Origin of the sequence: Rhodoferax sp., from assembly GCF_039922535.1 — a bacterium.
GTDB lineage: Bacteria > Pseudomonadota > Gammaproteobacteria > Burkholderiales > Burkholderiaceae_C > Rhodoferax_B.
This window is the reverse complement of the sequence record NZ_JBDTEM010000166.1, coordinates 1-3,987: the sequence shown is the minus strand read 5'-3', so window position 1 is coordinate 3,987 and position 3,987 is coordinate 1. Positions and strand designations below refer to the sequence as shown.

General features: G+C 61.9%; 4 protein-coding genes. 2 read left to right on the top strand and 2 right to left on the bottom strand.

Features of this window, described 5'->3' with window-relative positions; translation table 11 throughout:
- Positions 1-23 precede the first annotated feature (23 nt).
- Positions 24-869, top strand: a complete 846-nt coding sequence (locus ABI213_RS07955) for a MurR/RpiR family transcriptional regulator (RefSeq protein ID WP_348026639.1) — start codon at positions 24-26, stop codon at positions 867-869.
- 41 nt (positions 870-910) lie between these two features.
- On the opposite strand, the gene ABI213_RS07950 is transcribed toward ABI213_RS07955, so the two are convergent.
- Positions 911-1,999 (bottom strand): LacI family DNA-binding transcriptional regulator, encoded by a 1,089-nt coding sequence (locus ABI213_RS07950; RefSeq protein WP_348005057.1) that lies wholly within the window; start codon positions 1,997-1,999, stop codon positions 911-913.
- A gap of 14 nt (positions 2,000-2,013) precedes the next feature.
- The gene (locus ABI213_RS07945; RefSeq protein ID WP_348005059.1) at positions 2,014-2,865 is read right to left on the bottom strand and encodes a TIM barrel protein; all 852 of its coding nucleotides are present in this window, start codon (positions 2,863-2,865) and stop codon (positions 2,014-2,016) included.
- 256 nt (positions 2,866-3,121) lie between these two features.
- On the opposite strand from ABI213_RS07945, the gene iolG reads away from it, so the two are divergent.
- Positions 3,122-3,987 (top strand): inositol 2-dehydrogenase (gene iolG / locus ABI213_RS07940; protein WP_348026637.1); only part of this gene is annotated, 866 nt, incomplete at its 3' end.

Here is a 3,987-nt window from a genome sequence, read left to right as displayed (position 1 = left end):
CCAAGGTCCCCAACGCCCCCAGCGTGGACCAGCTCATCAAGCGCATCACCGGTGAGTACGATGCCCTGAGCAAGCAGCTCAAGGTGATAGCCCGCCACGTAGAACTCAACCGCCACCACATCGGGCTGGACGGCATCCAGCAGGTGGCCTCGCAGTGCAGCGTGCAGCCCTCGGCAGTGGTGCGCTTTGCCAAGCACTTTGGGTTTTCGGGGTTTTCAGAAATGCAGGCCATCTTTCGCGAAGGCCTGTCGCGCCAGTTGGCTCCGGCCCGCAACTACAAAACCCGCATCCGCGACGTGATCGAATCCGGCGCGGGCAGCTTGTCCAGCATAGAGATTGCCAACGAATTTTTGTCGGGCAGCATCGCCGGCATGCAAGAGCTGCAAAACAACCTGCACGGCCCCACCTTCAAAAAAGCCGTGGACCTGCTGGCCGAGAGCGATTGCATCTGGATCGCCGCCTCGCGCCGCTCGTTTCCCATCGCTGTGTACCTGGACTACGCCTTGCAACACACCGACAAGCGCGTCGGCCTGGTGTCGGCCATGGGCAGCATGCACCTGGGGCAAATGCGCTCGGTGCGCAAGGGCGACGTGATGCTGGCCATCTCGTTCCTGCCCTATGCGGATGAAACCATCGCCGTGGCCAAAATGGCCGTGGAGCGCGGTGCCCGCCTGATCGCCATCACCGACAGCCGCATGAGCCCGCTGGCCAAGCTGGCCCAGGTGGCGCTGGTGGTGCAAGACAACTCCACCTTCGGTTTTCGTTCGCTCAACAGCACCATGGGCCTGGCGCAAAGCCTGTTCATCGCGCTGGCCTACATGCTGGAGTTGCCCTACCAGACGACCACGCCGCAGGGTACGGTTTCATAAGGAAAAAAGGCCTCTGGCGCAGGTTCCACCTGCGCAGGTAGCTATTTATTGTGTAGCAACTCACCCGCTGGCAAATACGGCTGGCTGGGCAGGTTTTCGGTGCAGAACAAGCGGAACTCGTTAGGCCCGGCCAGGGGTTTTTGCGCCAGCCATTTGGTCTGGAACAGCAGGTGCTGCATGCCCGACAGGACCTGGCCGTCCGGGTCCTGGTCGATCACCAAGTCCATCGCACCTTGCTTGAGCCAGCGGCGGTGCTCGTCAGACAGTTCGTGTCCGATCCACACCACTTTGTCCGCACAGCCATGGCGCTGTAGGGCCTGGTGGATACCGGCTGAACCGGCACCGGTGTGGTAAATACCAGCCACTGGGCCTTGCTGGCATGCGCTATCCACGGCTTGGAAAATCTGGTCGGGGTCGTCAAAACAAGGAATGGCGGGGGCGCACTGGAACTGGGCAAATTTTTCTTGCACTACGTCCAAGAACCCGGCAGTGCGGTCGCGGTGGGCGCGGAAGTGCAGGTCGTTGGTCAGCACCAGCAGCCGCCCGCCGACGCTTTTTCCTTGGGTGGCCAGTCGCCCCATAAAGTGCCCAGCGGTGCGGCCTGCGTGCAGGTTGTCGATGCCCGCGTAGTGCAGTCTGGTGACATCGCTGATGTCGCTCATCAGGGTGACCACCGGCACACCTTGCTGGCTGACCTGTTGCACGGCAGCGCGCAGCACCGGGGTGTCGTGCACGGCCAGCAGCAGGCCGTGGCGGGGGTGTGGGGGCTGGCGGATGAACTGTGCGGTGCTGTCGTCCTCACTGGGTGCAAAGCTGTGGCGGTGCACCACGATGCGCCGGTCCAGCAGCTGCATGAGTCGCTGCAAGGCCAACTCCATGCGCTGGAAAAACGGGGTCTGGCTGCGTGCGAACACCACATCCAACCGGGTTAGCCCGCGGTGAACCTCGGGCATCAGGCGCGGCACGGCGAGTTGCTGTGCTGCCCGTATGACCTTTTCGCGCGTGGTGGTGGAGACACTGCCCCGGTCGTTCAGCACCCGGTTGACGGTGGCCGGGCTGACCTGGGCCAGCACCGCAATGTCGATGAAGCGGGCGCTGGATTTTTTGCGGGGTGCGGGCATATCGGACATGCCCGCACTGTAGATCAGGCGGGCTGGGCGCTTTTTTCGCGCGCTGCTGCCACGGCCAGGGTCAGGTAGGCCATGCTGGAGGCCAGTTGCTGCTCAATGTCGGTGGCAGCGGCGATTTCTTCGGCAAAGGGCTCGAACGACACAAAGCCTGTGTAGCCCGCATCCAGCAAGGTGCCGAGCTGGGTGGCATTGCCCAGACGGTCGGCCTGACCGACCAGCACGCGGTGGCTGTCGCGCATCTGGGCGGGGCTGAGGGCGGTGTCTTCTACGCCCGAGATGTGCACCAGGCCTGTGTGCTCGGGGAAGAACAGGCCTTCGCCCGCCAGGTGGTGGTGGAAGGTGTCGTGTACCAGTTTGAAGGTGCCGCCGCCGCCGATTTCATCGATGGCACGCACGGCCTGCGACTTGCGGCGTACCGCACATTCCTCAAAACCCAGAGGTTCGACCAGGCCGACCAGCTTGGCTTTTTCCAGCAGTGGCTTGAGCTTGGTTAGCGCGTGCACTAAGTCCCGGTGGCGCTGGTCGGCGCTGCGCTTGTCGCGCAAGTCATTGGTGGGGCATAGCACCAGGGCTTCGGCATCGCAGGCTACGGCGTAGGAAATCATGTCCTGGGCTTCTTGCTGGCGCTGGGCATCGAACTGCTCAAAGCGTTGCAGCGCGTTGATGGAGCGGATGGTCAGGCCCTGGGATGCTGCGGCAGCACCGATGTCGCCGGCTTTGGCGCCGTTGACCATTTCTGCGTCGGGTAAGTCATTGCGGATTTCGATGGCAGCTACGCCCAGACGCTTGGCCATTGCGGTAAAGGCGGCGAAGGGGATCCGTGGTGCGCTAATGCGGTTGATTGAGAAAGGAATGGTCGTGGGCATGGGCATGGAAATGTCTCAGTAGGAGTGGGTTAGGGCCGGTAAACAAGCCGCCACTCTAGAGAAATTACGCTAACTTGGCATCTCTTTTTTTGACCATTTTTGGTCATTTTTCATGATTTTTATTGAAATATAATTCTATTTATAAATATTTTAGAAAAGTATTTATTGAGGTGAAAAGTCCCCGTATAGTGCCGCCTGTCGTGACCCGGTTTGCGGGTTATCTTGGCGATTTGTCGCTCTTTTATCTGGACTATTTATGAAAAACGTTGCTGTTTTTGGTGCCGGTCGCATTGGCCGCATCCATGCCTCCAATATCGCTGCGCTGCCCGGTGTGCATCTGCAAGCCGTGTGCGATCCCATGCCCGTTGCTGCTGCCGATCTGGCGCAGCAACTCGGTGCCCAGGTGTCCACCATCGAAGCCGTGCTGGCCGACAAGAGCATTGATGCCGTGGCCATCTGCTCGTCCACCGCCACCCACAGCGACCTGATCACCCGCGCGGCGGCGGCCGGCAAGCACATATTTTGCGAAAAGCCCGTCGATCTGTCGGTGCCGCGCGCCCAAGCCTGTGCAGATGCCGTCAAGGCCGCCGGTGTGGCCTGCATGATCGGCTTCCAGCGCCGTTTCGACCCCACCTTCAACGATGCCAGCCGCCGCCTGGCCGCCGGTGAGATCGGCAATGCCGAAATGCTGGTCATCACCAGCCGCGACCCGGGCGCACCCCCGGTGGACTACATCAAGGCCTCTGGCGGCATCTTCCGCGACATGCTGATCCACGACCTGGACGTATTCCGCTGGATCTTGTGCGCCGACGGCGACGAAGCCGCCTGGCTCAGCGCCACCGGCTCGGTGCTCACCGATCCGGCCATCGCCGCCACCGGCGACATGGACAGCACCGCCGTGACCATCCGCACCCGCAAGGGCCGTCTGTGCCAGATCAACACCAGCCGCCGCGCCGCCTATGGCTACGACCAGCGCTTTGAAGTGCTGGGCTCCACCGGTCTGCTGCAATGCGGCAACCACACCCCCACCGAAGTGGTGCAGTGGGATGCCAACGGTATCCGCGCCGACAAGCCCGAAGCCTTCTTCCTGCAACGCTACGCGGCGGCCTACAAGCTGGAAAT

What these genes read in the sequence shown, in the direction of transcription:
- ABI213_RS07950 (WP_348005057.1), bottom strand. Translation starts at nt 1,999, where the DNA reads ATGTCCGATATGCCCGCACCCCGCAAAAAATCCAGCGCCCGCTTCATC.
- ABI213_RS07945 (WP_348005059.1), bottom strand. Translation starts at nt 2,865, where the DNA reads ATGCCCACGACCATTCCTTTCTCAATCAACCGCATTAGCGCACCACGG.